The organism is Streptomyces sp. NPDC087263 (genome assembly GCF_044744645.1).
Classification (GTDB): domain Bacteria; phylum Actinomycetota; class Actinomycetes; order Streptomycetales; family Streptomycetaceae; genus Streptomyces.
Genome location: NZ_JBIUYT010000009.1, coordinates 310,650 through 323,420, shown reverse-complemented (window position 1 = coordinate 323,420; position 12,771 = coordinate 310,650). Strand labels below are relative to the sequence as shown.

The 12,771-nt window shown below is 70.8% G+C and carries 11 protein-coding genes; 6 read left to right on the top strand and 5 right to left on the bottom strand.

What is annotated here, in order from left to right; all coding sequences use genetic code 11:
- Positions 1–139: 139 nt before the first annotated feature.
- From ACIPC1_RS28955 to rsmI, 3 genes are all read right to left on the bottom strand, one after another.
- Entirely contained in the window at positions 140–1,012 is an 873-nt protein-coding gene (locus ACIPC1_RS28955; protein WP_402522089.1) for a TatD family hydrolase, read from the bottom strand.
- Positions 1,013–1,074: 62 nt separating this feature from the next.
- Positions 1,075–1,503 (bottom strand): hypothetical protein, encoded by a 429-nt coding sequence (locus ACIPC1_RS28950; protein ID WP_402522087.1) that lies wholly within the window; start codon positions 1,501–1,503, stop codon positions 1,075–1,077.
- A gap of 301 nt (positions 1,504–1,804) precedes the next feature.
- On the bottom strand, positions 1,805–2,662 hold the full coding sequence (gene rsmI, locus ACIPC1_RS28945) for a 16S rRNA (cytidine(1402)-2'-O)-methyltransferase (RefSeq protein ID WP_402522085.1): 858 nt from the start codon (positions 2,660–2,662) through the stop codon (positions 1,805–1,807).
- A gap of 95 nt (positions 2,663–2,757) precedes the next feature.
- Here rsmI and ACIPC1_RS28940 point away from each other — a divergent pair, with 95 nt between their 5' ends.
- A complete protein-coding gene (locus tag ACIPC1_RS28940; RefSeq protein ID WP_402522083.1) occupies positions 2,758–4,497 on the top strand; it encodes a dolichyl-phosphate-mannose--protein mannosyltransferase in 1,740 nt (579 codons plus the stop codon).
- 57 nt (positions 4,498–4,554) lie between these two features.
- On the opposite strand, the gene ACIPC1_RS28935 is transcribed toward ACIPC1_RS28940, so the two are convergent.
- Positions 4,555–5,541: an AraC family transcriptional regulator gene (locus ACIPC1_RS28935; protein WP_402522081.1), complete on the bottom strand. Its 987-nt coding sequence runs from the start codon at positions 5,539–5,541 to the stop codon at positions 4,555–4,557.
- A 253-nt stretch (positions 5,542–5,794) separates the two neighbouring features.
- Between ACIPC1_RS28935 and ACIPC1_RS28930 the strand changes: the two genes are divergently transcribed.
- The 5 genes from ACIPC1_RS28930 to ACIPC1_RS28910 all read left to right on the top strand — a co-directional run bounded on the left by ACIPC1_RS28930 (position 5,795) and on the right by ACIPC1_RS28910 (position 11,423).
- Positions 5,795–7,441 (top strand): penicillin-binding transpeptidase domain-containing protein, encoded by a 1,647-nt coding sequence (locus ACIPC1_RS28930; protein ID WP_402522078.1) that lies wholly within the window; start codon positions 5,795–5,797, stop codon positions 7,439–7,441.
- Between the two features lie 97 nt (positions 7,442–7,538).
- Positions 7,539–9,221: a penicillin-binding transpeptidase domain-containing protein gene (locus ACIPC1_RS28925; protein WP_402522075.1), complete on the top strand. Its 1,683-nt coding sequence runs from the start codon at positions 7,539–7,541 to the stop codon at positions 9,219–9,221.
- Positions 9,222–9,455: 234 nt separating this feature from the next.
- Positions 9,456–9,956 carry a YbaK/EbsC family protein gene (locus ACIPC1_RS28920; RefSeq protein WP_402522073.1) on the top strand — a complete coding sequence of 167 codons (501 nt, stop codon included), beginning with the start codon at positions 9,456–9,458 and terminating at the stop codon, positions 9,954–9,956.
- A complete protein-coding gene (locus ACIPC1_RS28915) occupies positions 9,953–10,798 on the top strand; it encodes an EamA family transporter (protein WP_402522070.1) in 846 nt (281 codons plus the stop codon). The genes ACIPC1_RS28920 and ACIPC1_RS28915 overlap by 4 nt, the downstream gene beginning before the upstream one ends.
- Positions 10,799–10,955: 157 nt before the next feature.
- Positions 10,956–11,423: an SRPBCC family protein gene (locus ACIPC1_RS28910; RefSeq protein WP_402522068.1), complete on the top strand. Its 468-nt coding sequence runs from the start codon at positions 10,956–10,958 to the stop codon at positions 11,421–11,423.
- A gap of 115 nt (positions 11,424–11,538) precedes the next feature.
- Here ACIPC1_RS28910 and ACIPC1_RS28905 read toward each other — a convergent pair whose 3' ends face one another.
- Positions 11,539–12,711, bottom strand: coding sequence for a serine hydrolase domain-containing protein (locus ACIPC1_RS28905; RefSeq protein ID WP_402522066.1), 1,173 nt, complete (start codon positions 12,709–12,711; stop codon positions 11,539–11,541).
- Between the last annotated feature and the right edge of the window lie 60 nt (positions 12,712–12,771).

Below are 12,771 nucleotides of genomic sequence, written 5' to 3'. Positions count from 1 at the left end.
ACGACACGCTCCAGGAGAGTCCGGATCGGGCGACCAGAACCTAGCGGAGCGGTCGTCACTCTCCAAAGCAACGCGGCTACGCTGTGTCGCGACACTGCCCTGAGGTAGAGCCCGGAAGAACCCCCGGAAGCGTTATTCGTCAGTAATCAAACGCACGGGCTGTGTTCGCGGAGATCGAGGTCGCGAGCACGTCCTCGTCGATGCCCCGCACCGCGGCCATGGCGCGCACCGTGACCGGAATGAGATACGGCGCGTTAGGCCGTCCGCGGTACGGCGCGGGGGTCAGGAAGGGCGCGTCGGTCTCCACCAGGACGAGCTCCAGCGGCGCCACGGCGAGCGCGTCGCGCAGCGGCTGGGCGTTCTTGAAGGTCATGTTGCCGGCGAAGGACATGAAGTAGCCGGCGCGGGCGCACACCTCGGCCATCGCGGCGTCGCCGGAGTAGCAGTGGAAGACGGTCCGCTCGGGAGCGCCCTCCTCCTTGAGGATGCGCAGCACGTCGGCGTGGGCGTCGCGGTCGTGGATGACCAGGGCCTTGCCGTGCCGTTTGGCGATCTCGATGTGGGCCCGGAAGGACCGCTCCTGGGCGTCCTTGCCCTCGGGGCCGGTGCGGAAGTGGTCGAGCCCTGTCTCGCCGACGCCCTTGACCTGCGGCAGAGCGGCCAGCCGGTCTATCTCGGCGAGCGCCTCGTCCAGCGCGGCGGCACCGCCCGGCGCCCGCTCGCCCTGCCGGGACCAGCCGTCGGGGTCGCCGTGCACGATGCGGGGCGCCTCGTTCGGGTGCAGCGCGACCGTGGCGTGCACGGCGGCGTACGCGGCAGCCGTCTCGGCCGCCCAGCGCGAGCCCTTCACGTCGCAGCCGACCTGAACGACGGTCGTCACCCCGACCGACGCGGCCTTGGCGAGGCCCTCGTCCACCGTGCCGGACTGCATGTCGAGGTGGGTGTGCGAGTCGGCTACGGGCACGCGCAGCGGCACGGGGAGGGGCGGGGCTTCGGTCGTCCGGGAGGGCATACCCCGATTCTACGAAAGGGGCATGCCCGTTCTCACCCTGATTCCCTGCCAGGGGCGCCTGGTCAGCCGGCCTTGCGGTGCGCGAAGGGGTGCAGCAGATCCGAGAGGTGCCAGTGGTGCGTTTCCTTGGAGACTTCCCCGGTCTCCCCGAGGGTCTCGTCACGCGCCGCCTCGAGCTTGCGCCCCGGCTGGGTCCGCTGCTGGAGGCGCTGGAGGGACTCCTGGACGGAGGACACCTGGCCGGCGCGCATGATGCGCACCACGTGGTTGTCGCAGTTCAGGCAGGTGGGGCGGCTCAGCGGCGACGGCACGACGCGGCCGTCCGCGACGTACATCACGAACTCGGCGCCTTCGGCGTCGTGGTGGTGCTCAATCTCGTACGACTGCTCCCACCCGTGCCCACAGCGCATGCAGGCGAAGGAATACGACTCGTTGACGACGGCGGTTGCCGCTGCGCTGCGGGGACCGGTCTGTCCTGCGATCTCACTCATGCCAGCTCCTCTGTCCGCTGGACAAGCGCCTCCGGCTGGCGGAGGCGGAGGGACGGTGCGTCCCTTCAATCAGTGGACGCTTCTCCCGGCGCGAGTGCACGAGACCTGTCGAGTGTTGGAGCCGTCTTGGCCTTTCCTTGCCACAACGCTCCTGGTGGGGGGCCTGTGCTTTGCCTTCAACAGTAGCCCTTTGCCCGCTTATGGGGCAGTGCCGGCAGCGTGCTTGTGACGGCCTGCGGAGCGGGCTCTTCCGGAACGTTTCCGATGGTGCCCACGGGACCGACGAGGTACCGCTCCGGACCTACGAGGTACCGCTCCGGGCCGCGTTCTTCGCCGCGACCACCGCGTCGAAGACCTCCCTCTTCGGAAGCCCGGCCTCCTCCGCCACCACCGCGATCGCCTCCTTGCGCCGCTCCCCCGCCTCCTCGCGTACCTGGACCCTGCGCACCAGTTCGGCGGCGTCCAACTGCTCGGTCTTCTCGGGGGCGCCCTCGACGACAACGGTGATCTCACCGCGTACGCCCTCGGCGGCCCAGGTGGCGAGCTCGCCCAGCGGGCCGCGCTTGACTTCCTCGTACGTCTTCGTCAGCTCGCGGCAGACGGCGGCCCGGCGCCCGGTGCCGAAGACCTCGGCCATCGCGGCGAGGGTGTCGTCCAGGCGGTGCGGTGCCTCGAAATAGACCAACGTCCGGCGCTCGTCGGCGACTTCGCGCAGCCGGGACAGCCGTTCGCCCGCCTTCCGCGGCAGGAAGCCCTCGAAGCAGAAGCGGTCGACGGGCAGCCCCGACAGCGCGAGCGCGGTGAGCACGGCGGACGGGCCCGGTACGGCGGTGACCTTGATGTCCTTCTCGACGGCGGCCGCGACCAGCCGGTAGCCGGGGTCCGACACGGACGGCATCCCGGCGTCGGTCACCAGCACCACCCGCGCCCCGCCGACCAGCGCCTCGACCAGCTCGGGCGTCCGGGCCGCTTCGTTGCCCTCGAAGTACGAGACCACGCGCCCGCCGACCTGTATGCCCAGCGCCTGGGTGAGCCGCCGCAGCCGCCGGGTGTCCTCGGCGGCGACGACATCGGCCCCGGCCAGCTCCTGGGCGAGCCGGGGCGGCGCGTCCGAGATGTCGCCGATGGGGGTGCCTGCCAACACGAGGATTCCTGTCACGGCCCCATCCTCGCAGGGCACCGGCGGGAGAACCTCATCCGGCCGGAAGGGCCCGGGCGCGGGACTCCCACAGAAGGGTTCCCTACGATGGCGCGGTGACCAGTACCGCGTCCTCCACGGACACCCGACAGGGCCAGGCCGCCGAAGACCAGCGGCCGTCGTGGCAGCAGCGGCTGCGCCGCTTCGGATACACGGCAGGGCCGACCATCGACGTACGCGACCGGCTGGTGCCGCCGTACGCCGAGCCCAGCCCCCGTATCTGGGCCACGATCGGGCTGCGCCACGAGCTCGCCGAGCGCCTCACGCGCTGGTCGGCGTGGGTGGGACCGCTCCTGGTGACGCTGGTCGCCGGGCTGATGCGGTTCTGGAACCTGGGCAGTCCCAGGGCGGTGATATTCGACGAGACGTACTACGCCAAGGACGCCTGGGCGCTGTTCAACCGCGGCTTCGAGGTCAACTGGGCCAAGGACGCCAACACCCTGATCCTCCAGGGCGACGGCAACGTCCGGATCCCGACCGACGCCGCCTATGTCGTGCACCCGCCGGTCGGCAAGTACGTCATCGGGCTCGGCGAATGGATGTTCGGGTTCAACCCCTTCGGCTGGCGCTTCATGACGGCGGTGCTCGGCACGCTGTCGGTGCTGCTGCTGTGCCGGATCGGGCGCCGCCTGTTCCGCTCGACCTTCCTCGGCTGTCTGGCCGGCACGCTGATGGCGGTCGACGGCCTGCACTTCGTGATGAGCCGCACCGCGCTGCTCGACGGCGTGCTCATGTTCTTCATCCTCGCCGCCTTCGGCTGCCTGGTCGTCGACCGCGACAGGTCCCGCGCCCGACTGGCGGCCGCGCTCCCGCCGGACGAGGACGGTTTCGTACGCCCCGACGCGTATGTCGCCGAGACCACCCGTCTCGGCTGGCGCCCCTGGCGCTGGGCGGCCGGCCTCATGCTGGGGCTGGCCCTCGGCACCAAGTGGAACGCCCTCTACTTCCTGGCCGCGTTCCTCGTGATGGCTCTCCTCTGGGACGTCGCCGCGCGCCGCGTCGCCGGTGCCCGCCACCCGTACATCGCGGTCCTGAAGCACGACACGGGCATCACGTTCCTGGCGACGGTCCCCGTCGTGATCGCCACGTACCTGGTCTCCTGGACCGGCTGGATCCTCTCCCCGGACAACGGCAAGGGCGGCTACTTCCGCAACTGGGCGGTGACCGACGGCAAGGGCGGCAACTTCACCTGGCTGCCCGACTGGCTGCGCAGCCTGTGGCACTACGAGAACCAGGTGTACGAGTTCCACGTCGGCCTCTCGTCCCCGCACCCCTACCAGTCGAACCCGTGGAGCTGGATCGTCCTGGGCCGCCCGGTCTCCTACTTCTACGAGTCCCCGGCCCCCGGCCAGGACGGCTGTCCCACGGACGCGGGCGAGAAGTGCGCCCGCGAGGTGCTGGCGCTGGGCACCCCGCTCCTGTGGTGGGCGGCCTGCTTCGCGATCCTCTACATCCTGTGGCGCTGGGCCTTCCGCCGTGACTGGCGCGCGGGAGCAGTCGCCTGCGCCATCGCGGCCGGCTACCTCCCCTGGTTCATGTACCAGGAGCGCACGATCTTCTTCTTCTACGCCGTCGTCTTCGTGCCCTTCCTCTGCCTGGCCGTCGCCATGATGATCGGCGCCATCATCGGCCCACCTGGCTCCACCGAACGCCGCCGCGTCATCGGCGCCACAGCCGCGGGCGTCCTGGTCCTGCTGATCGCCTGGAACTTCATCTACTTCTGGCCGATCTACACGGGCCAGGCCATCCCCATCGACCAGTGGCGGTCGCGGATGTGGCTGGATACCTGGGTCTAGCTGCACGAACGCACGACGGATGGCGCGGCGGACCGCCGCGCCATCCGTCGTTCAGGTTCAGGCGGACTGCAGGGTCTGGGACGGCACCTCGCCGAACCGGGCCCGGTAGCGCTGTGCGAACCGGCCCAGGTGTGCGAACCCCCACTGGTAGGCCACGTCCGTGACGGTCACCGTCCCGGGGACGGCGAGGAGCAGTTGCTCGTGTACTCGCTGAAGCCTGACCTCGTGGACGTAGTTCATCGGGGACATGCCAAGGTTTTTGCGGAACGCCTCCTGAAGGGTGCGCACACTGACCTGGGCGATGGCGGCGAGCCTGGCCGCGTCGTAGGGCTCGGCGGGCCGCTCGCGTACGGCGTCCATCACCCGCTTGACCGCCGCGGGCCGCATGGACGGCGGTGGTGCCTCCAGCGCTTCGCGGTACCGGTGGTCGCTCGACAGCAACAGGCCCTCCAGCAGGGCCTGTTCGATCCGGCCGGCGAACATCGGCTGGCGCAGCAGGCCCTGGGGCACGTCCCTTTCGAGCAGGCACCACGACACCAGGTTCAGCCAGCTGCGCCCAGGACCTTGGCTGACGTCGAAGGACGGCGCGAGGACCGGGCGGCGGTGCACCGGACGGCCCAGCAATGTCTCCAACTGCCTTACCAGCAGCGCCTTGTCGATCCTCACGTTGAACATCTCGCAGTCGGGCGACCAGTCGTCGACGAGGTTGTCGCCCGCCGGGTCGCGGACCACCGCGCTGCCGGGGTCGGCATAGGCGACCGGCGCCCGGCCCTGCCGCGTGGAGAAGAAGCCGGTGATCGGCACCGCCACGTTGTAGCAACCCACTTCACTGGTCCGCCCCTTGATCTGCGTGCCGTAGGTCACCCTGCCGACCGTCAGCGCGCCCAGATCGACGAACGAGAGCTTCGCGACAAAGTCACCGGCGTCTCCCCGTACGTCGAGCCACGCATCGGCGAACGACATGCCAAGCGCCGTCCGGAGCTCGTCGACGTCGCGCGTGACCAAGCTGCCGAGCACCACGGTCCGGGCCTGTTGCACCTCCATGTGAGCCCCCTCGTCCACACCAGGATGGCCCCGCCGAAGTGTCCCCCGCACGCGTTACGACGGTTGTCGCGTCCACCGATGCCCGAGCCGCCTGACGCGCCTCGCGTTCGGGTATGCGGCTCTGCACCCGGGGCTAACAATCGTGGAAACTTCACCCCCTCATGTCACTCCCCCCGCATAGAGTGCGAAGAGACGACCCTTTCTGAACGCGTTCAGAAGTTCGGGGAGGGGTCCACGGGGAGGGGATCGCGCGATGCGCAAGGGGGCAAAGGCCGCCATCGTCAGCAGTGTGTTCGCGGTGATGGTGGGGGGCGCCGGATACGGCGCGTACAACGTGGTGACCGCGATCAGCGGGGACGCGGGGACCAGCGGGTCGTCCGGGCCCGCGCCGGTGAAGACCGGGCCGCCGAGCGCCGACGAGGCCAAGGACGCGTCGGCCAAGTTCTTCGCGGCCTGGGAAAAGGGCGACGCGGTCACGGCGGCGGCGCTGACGAACAACGACGCGGACGCGGAGCCGGTGCTGGACAGCTACGGCGCCGCCGGACACATCACCGAGGTGCAGATCACGCCGGGCACACCGTCCGGTGCGTCCGTGCCGTTCTCGGTGAAGGCGACGGTGTCGTTCGACGGGAAGAGCAAGCCGCTCTCGTACGACTCGGAACTGACCGTCGTACGCGGGCTCACCACCGGGAAGGCGCTGGTCGACTGGCAGCCGTCGGTCATCCACCCCGAGCTGGAGAAGGGCGACACGTTCGTCACGGGCGAGGCGGCGGATCCGCCGATCGAGGCCGTGGACCGGAACAACGTTGTCCTGACCGCGGAGAAGTACCCGTCGCTGGGTCCGGTCCTGGACGAACTGCGCGGCAAGTACGGCGAGTCGGCGGGCGGCACGGCAGGCGTCGAGCTGGCGATCCGGCACGCGGACGAGAGCGCGGGCGACACGACGCTCCTGACCCTCGCCAAGGGCGAGCCGGGCAAGCTGCGGACGACGCTCAGCGCGAACGCGCAGGCGGCGGCCGAGAAGGCGGTCAAGGGGTACGACAACTCGTCCGTGGTCGCCGTGAAGCCGAGCACCGGTGAGGTGCTCGCGGTCGCCAACAACCGCGAGGACGGCTTCAACGCCGCGTTCCTCGGCAAGGTGGCGCCCGGCTCCACGATGAAGATCATCACCGCGGCGATGTTCATCGACAACGGCGTGACCTCGATGAACGGCCCGGCGCCCTGTACGTCGACCGCCGTCTGGCAGAGCCAGACCTTCAAGAACCTCACGGGCATGGCGCCCAACGAGAACGCCAGCCTCGCCAACAGCTTTATGCGGTCCTGCAACACCGCCTTCATCAATCTCATCGACGGCACCGACGCGAACCCGCTGACCGACGAGTCGCTGACGACCGAGGCGCAGACCCGGTTCGGTCTGGGCCAGGACAACTGGAAGACCGGCATCGCGTCCTTCGACGGCGGCGTCCCCGCCTCCGGCGGCCCGGACCGCGCGGCGAACGCGATCGGCCAGGGCGAGGTCCAGCTGAACCCGCTGAACCTCGCCTCGGTGACGGCGACCGCCATCACCGGCACCTTCCGGCAGCCGGTCGTGGTGTCCCCCGAGCTCGACGGCCGCCAACTGGCCACCGCCAAGGGACTGCCGTCGAACACGGTGTCGCAGCTCCGCTCTATGATGAACGCCACCGCGGTCAGCGGCACCGCCGCCAAGGCCATGGCGGGACTCGGCGGCAGCATCGGCGCCAAGACCGGCTCCGCCGAGATCGACGGCAAGGCCGTCTCCGACAGCTGGTTCACCGGCTACCGGAACGACGTCTCGGCCGCCGCGCTGGTCCAGGGAGGCGGCCACGGAGGCGACGCGGCCGGCCCGATCGTCGCAGCTGTGCTACGAAGCGGTGGCTGAAGTCACTCCTCACAGGGCGGGACCCTAGGGTGGTGCCTCTCGTTGAGGAGCATGTGGGCACGGGGGCACCAGGGGATCCAGCGGAGGACATTTAGCTGTGGGCAACAGAAGACGCGTCGCCGAGGGCACGAGCAAGAAGAAGACGAAGCCGGCCGTCCTCGGCGGGGTGATCGCCGTGGTCGTCGCGGGCGGGGCTTTCGGCGCCTACACCCTGTACGGCGGTGACGCGGCGGCCGAGGACAGGGCGTCGTCGACGACCACCGACGAGAAGGCGGTCAAGACCGGCCCGCTGTCCGCCACCGAGGTGACCACCGCGGCCACCAAGTTCCTCACCGCCTGGCAGAGCGGTGACGTCACGACGGCGTCCGCCGCCACCGACGACTCGGCGGCCGCGAAGACCCTGCTGACCGGCTACACCAAGGACGCGCACATCACGGGCGTGACACTGACGAGCGGCACCCGGTCGGGAGCCGTCGTCCCGTTCTCCGTCAAGGGCACCGTCACGTACGAGGACACGAGTAAGCCGCTCTCGTACGAGTCGAAGCTGACGGTCGTGCGACGGGCCAAGGACGGTGTTCCGCTGGTGAGTTGGCAGCCGTCCGTCGTGCACCCGGACCTCCAGGACGGCGACCGGCTGGTCACCGGCGAGTCCGGTACGCCCCCGATCAAGGCCCTCGACAAGCACGGCGGCGAGCTGACCACGGCCAAGTACCCGTCTCTGGGCACAGTGCTCGACGGGCTGCGCGAGAAGTATGGCAAGACGGCCGGCGGCAAGGCGGGCGTCGAGCTCCAGGTGATCCGCAAGGCGGCGGCGAAGGGCGAGGAGAAGACGCCCGACAAGTCGCTGCTGACGCTCAGCGAGGGCACGCCGGGGACCGTGAAGACGACCCTCAGCCCCACCCTCCAGGCGGCCGCCGAGGAGGAAGTGGCCAAGAAGGCCAAATCGTCGGTGGTCCTGCTGAGCGCCTCGACGGGCGAGATCCTCGCGGTCGCGAACCAGAGCCACGGCTTCAACACCGCCTTCCAGGGCTCCCTCGCCCCCGGCTCCACGATGAAGGTCATCACGGCGTCGCTGCTCATCGACGAGGGCCTCGCCTCGGCGGACGAACCACACCCGTGCCCCAAGACCTTCACGTACGGCAACTGGAAGTTCCACAACGACGACGACTTCGAGATCAAGAACGGCACGTTCAAGGCGAGCTTCGCGCGCTCCTGCAACACCGCCTTCATCAGCCAGGCCCCCGAGCTGGAGAACGACAGCCTCACCAAGCAGGCCCAGCAGGCGTTCGGCCTCGGCATGGACAACTGGGCCATCGGCGTCCCGTCCTTCGACGGCGCGGTGCCCGTGCAGTCGGAGGCGCAGATGGCGGCCTCGCTGATCGGCCAGGGCGGCGTCCGCATGAACCCGCTGAACATGGCGTCGGTCGCCGCCACGGTCAAGACGGGCACCTTCCACCAGCCGTACCTGGTGGCCCCGACCGTGGACAAGCGCAAGCTCGCCACTGCCTCCCGCACCCTGTCCGCGGACACCCTCTCCCAGCTCCGGGAACTCATGCAGTACACCGCCTCGTCCGGCACCGCCGCCGAGGCGATGTCCGGCCTCGGCCCCGACTACGGCGCGAAGACCGGCTCCGCCGAGGTCGACGGCCAGGACAAGCCGAACGGCTGGTTCACCGCGTACAAGGGCGACCTGGCGGCCGCGGGCGTCGTCCAGCAGGGCGGCCACGGGGGCGACACGGCGGGACCGATCGTGGCGGCGCTGCTGAAGGCGGGAAGCTAGCCACTCCCGCGCGGCGGGCGTGTGCAGCCCACCCGTCCACGCCTAGCTGCGGGCATGCGTGCCGCTAGGGGCGGCACGGGTGGGCGCAGCGGCACCCTGCAAGCGCCGGCAAGCGCACCCACCCCGACGCCGGCACCACCCGGGCCCACCCGCCCCCGACGTGAGCACCACCCCCGGGCCCACCCACCGGAACTCGTTCGCATGCCCCGTACACCCACCGCTACGGTGCCCGTCATGACCGCAGCAGAAGAAAACGCCGCCAACCCCCGTTTCGCCGAGGCCCTGCGCGAGCTGGGTCTCGGCGACCTGATCCCCCAGGTCCGGCGCTTCCCGGACGCGACCCGCACCGCCGCCGAGGCCGCCGCAGCGATCGGCTGTGAGCTGAGCCAGATCTGCAAGTCGCTGATCTTCGCGGCGGACGGGGTACCTGTACTCGTCCTCATGGACGGCGCGTCCCGGGTCGATGTCGAGCTCGTACGGCGGGAGTTGGGCGCCGAGAAGGTGACCCGGGCGAAGGCGGACCTCGTGCGGGAGACGACGGGGTACGCCATCGGCGGCGTACCGCCCTTCGGGCACCGCACCAAGACCCGTGTCCTGGCGGACCGTTCGCTGCTCGACCACGAGACGGTGTGGGCCGCCGCGGGCACCCCGTACGCCGTCTTCCCGATGGACCCCAAGGCCCTGATCGCCCACGCGGGCGGCACCCTGGTGGACGTGCGCGAGCAGACCCCGTGACCCCCCTGGTCACCGCGGCCGTCCTGCTCGCCGCGGTCACCCACGCCTGCTGGAACGCGATCGCCCACCGCATCACCGACAAGCTGGCCGGCTTCACGCTGATAGCGGGTGGCGGCATGCTGATCGGGCTGGCCATGGTGCCGTTCACACCGGTGCCCGCGTCCGGGGCGTGGCCGTATCTGATCGCGTCGGGCGTGATCCACATCGCGTACTACGTCCTGCTGATGCGCTCCTTCCGGCTCGGCGACTTCGGCCAGGCCTATCCCATCGCCCGGGGCACCGCTCCCCTCCTCGTCACCGCGCTCGCGGCGGTCTTCGCGCACGAGGTGCCCAACGGGTGGGCGGCGGCCGGGATCGCGCTGTCCTGCGCCGGGCTGACCGGCGTCGCGCTGTGGGGGCTGCGGGGGCGCCGCCCCAACTGGGCTGCGATCGGCGCGGCGTTGGCGACGGGGGTGACGATCGCCGCGTACACCGTCGTGGACGGCCTGGGCGTACGCGCCTCCGGCTCCTCGCTCGGGTACATCGCCTATCTGATGGCCATCGAGGGCTTCGTGATCCCGGTGTACGCGGCGTACCACTGGCGCGGCGAACTCATCACCGTCCTACGCCCGTTCGCCGCCCTCGGCCTGCTCGGCGCGGCCCTCTCCGTCACGGCGTACGGACTGGTCCTCTGGGCCCAGACCCGAGCCGAACTGGCGCCCATCGCCGCGCTGCGCGAGTCCTCGATCATCGTCGGCGCGGCCATCGGCGCGGTCTTCTTCAAGGAACAGTTCGGGGCGCCCCGGATCGCGGCGGCGGGGCTCCTGGTGGTGGGGATCGGGCTGATGCTGCACACGGGGTGAGCGGTTGGCCGGGGTTGAGGACCGGCACCCATGGCCTCTGCCACGCAGGTGATGCGCAGGGCGACAGACGGCGACAGGAGGACTGCGCGGGACCCGTCCCGACAGAGCAGACTGCGCGGAACCGGTCGCTACGAAGGTTCGGTCCTAGACTCGGGCCATGGACAGGACCGACCGCGCCAGCCGGGTGATCGCCGCATCACAGGCGACCGTCTACGGCGCCCTCCTCGACCGGGAGTCCCTGGAAACCTGGTTGCCGCCGGACGGCATGCGCGGGCGGATCGAGCGGTGGGATCCCCGGCCCGGCGGCGGGTTCCGGATGGTCCTCACCTACCTTGACCCGGCCGGGAGCCCCGGCAAGTCCTCGGACGCGACGGATGTCGTCGAGGTCGGGTTCGCCGAGCTGGTGGCGCCGGAGCGCGTGGTGCAGCGGGCGGTGTTCGAGGCCGACGACCCGGCGTACGCGGGCACCATGACGATGACCTGGCAGCTCGCCGCCGCCGGTGACGGGACCGAGGTGACCGTCACCGCGACGGATGTGCCACCCGGCATCGACCGGGCGGCCCACGAGGCCGGGATCGCCTCCTCGCTCGCCAACCTGGCGTCGTACGTCGAAGGGACCGGCTGACACCACCGGTCCCGTCGTACGTCGACGGGGCATGGCTGACCCAGGTCGGCTGTGACCCGGACCGGCACCGGTGAGCGCACCGACGAATCTCAGCTCCAACCGCGGGTACCGCCGGTCAGGCGTCCAGGCGCGCCACAGCCCCCCGCACCGCCCCCACCAACGCCTGCGCCCGCGCATCCGCCGTCACGCTCTTGCGGAAGCCATTCGTGACGTACCCGAAGGCGATCCCCGACTCGGGGTCGGCGAAGCCGAGTGCGCCGCCTCGGCCGGGGTGTCCGAAGGAACCGGGAGACAGCAGGGGGGACGCGGTGCCGTGGAGCATGTAGCCGAGCCCGAAGCGGGTGTTGACGACGAGGACGCGGTCCGGTCCGGCGGACTGTTCCGCGCGGGCCGCCGAGACGGTGGCCGGGGAGAACAGCCGCACGCCGTCCACCTCCCCGATCAGCGAGGCATAGAAGCGGGCGAGTCCCTCCGCCGTGGCGATCCCGTTGGAGGCGGGCAGGACGGCCGCCCGGTACGCGGCATCGTTCTCGTCCGCCGGCGGGGTGATCGCGGCAAACGCGCGGCGCGTCAGCGACGCGGAATCCGCGTACGCCTCGGAGACCGACCGCTTGGGCCGGGTGTGCAGACCGCCCGCCGCCGGCGGTCCCTCGACCTGCCCGACCCGGCCGACCCGCGCCGCCACCGCGTCCGGCAGCCCGACCCACAGGTCCAGTCCCAGCGGTCCGGCGATCTCGTCGGCGATCCAGTCACCGATCGAGCGCCCGGTCACCCGCCGTACCACTTCGCCGGTCAGCCAGCTGTACGTGTGTGCGTGGTATCCGTGGTCGGTGCCCGGCTCCCACAGGGGTGTCTGCGCGGCCACCGCCGCGGCCCCGAGATCGGGATCCGCCGCCTCGGCGGGTGTGAGGGGGCGGTCGAGGACGGGCACACCGGCCCGGTGCGCGAGGACATGCCGGACGAGCGTCCGTTCCTTGCCCCGCGCCTTGAACTCCGGCCAGTACGTGCCGACCGGAGCGTCGAGGTCCAGCTGCCCGCGTTCGGCCAGCATGAGCAGTACGGCGGCGGTGACGCCCTTCGTCGCGGAGCGCACGATCTGCGCGGTGCCGTGCGCCCAGGGCACGGCGGTGTCGTCGACGTCCCGCGTGCCGCCCCACAGGTCGACGACCTTGTGCCCGTCGCGGTACACAGCGACGGCGGCGCCCCGGTCCCCGAGCGCGTCGAAGTTCGCCGCGAACACCTCCCTGACCGGCTCGAAGCCCTCGGCCACTGTGCCGTTCACGTCCACGTCCGCACTCCCTGTCGCCACCCGACTGCCAACACTGCGTGCAACACACATGCAGAGCCC

What these genes read in the sequence shown, in the direction of transcription:
- ACIPC1_RS28955 (WP_402522089.1), bottom strand. Translation starts at nt 1,012, where the DNA reads ATGCCCTCCCGGACGACCGAAGCCCCGCCCCTCCCCGTGCCGCTGCGC.
- ACIPC1_RS28950 (WP_402522087.1), bottom strand. Translation starts at nt 1,503, where the DNA reads ATGAGTGAGATCGCAGGACAGACCGGTCCCCGCAGCGCAGCGGCAACC.
- ACIPC1_RS28935 (WP_402522081.1), bottom strand. Translation starts at nt 5,541, where the DNA reads ATGGAGGTGCAACAGGCCCGGACCGTGGTGCTCGGCAGCTTGGTCACG.
- ACIPC1_RS28930 (WP_402522078.1), top strand. Translation starts at nt 5,795, where the DNA reads ATGCGCAAGGGGGCAAAGGCCGCCATCGTCAGCAGTGTGTTCGCGGTG.
- ACIPC1_RS28920 (WP_402522073.1), top strand. Translation starts at nt 9,456, where the DNA reads ATGACCGCAGCAGAAGAAAACGCCGCCAACCCCCGTTTCGCCGAGGCC.
- ACIPC1_RS28910 (WP_402522068.1), top strand. Translation starts at nt 10,956, where the DNA reads ATGGACAGGACCGACCGCGCCAGCCGGGTGATCGCCGCATCACAGGCG.